Annotated in this window: 1 pseudogene; it reads right to left on the bottom strand. The window is 45.4% G+C overall.

Annotated features, from left to right (window positions below):
* Positions 1–147: 147 nt before the first annotated feature.
* Positions 148–456 (bottom strand): annotated as a pseudogene (locus I656_RS0115070) (transposase); the annotation flags it as partial.
* Positions 457–635: the final 179 nt, after the last annotated feature.

Raw genomic sequence — 635 nt, 5'->3', positions numbered from 1 at the left:
TCCCGATTTTCGTTGGGAGGGTGCGAAATGTGAGTAACAAGGTAGAAACAAAGGATTTTTTATTTAGTTTTTCAGAATAACTTTTTGACCAACACAACAAGCGATGGCAATCCTTTTTTTACCATAGCTAGTCGTTCCGTATGACCTTTACACGTAAATGCTCTCATCCATCCCTAATCCTTGCAGAATCCTTCGCTGATCAGGGGTGAGTGGTTTCCCCAGCCTGTGTTGGATTTGCCCATCCGGCCGTTCCAACAGGACGACTCTGACATACCAAAACAATTGAAAAATCGTTTGTCCGGTTGGTCGGGTCCATTTCCGGCCTCCTACGCCCTGTAATGGGCGTTCGGGTGTGATGAACGGACGCACCCGGCGCTGGAAGACGCGGTAAATGGCCAAGACCAGAAAAAACAAATCACCCAACACCGCCACTCGTTCTGGCTTTTTGACATATATAAGTTGCAATAAAGATTTTCCCAGTTGTTCGATTCTGTTTTTCCTGCATACAAAGTCGCTTTGATAGAGTGCGGCGAGCGCTCTACTGGATGTAAAACAAAGTTTCAACTTATATAGATCTCATCCGTGAAAAAAAGGGTCTTTCAAAAAAGCCAAGCTCATTTCCACCGTGATCTGCC

The organism is Geobacillus sp. WSUCF1 (assembly GCF_000422025.1).
Lineage (GTDB): Bacteria > Bacillota > Bacilli > Bacillales > Anoxybacillaceae > Geobacillus > Geobacillus zalihae.
Note: the sequence above shows the minus strand (reverse complement) of the source record. Positions and strands in the feature narration are given on the sequence as shown.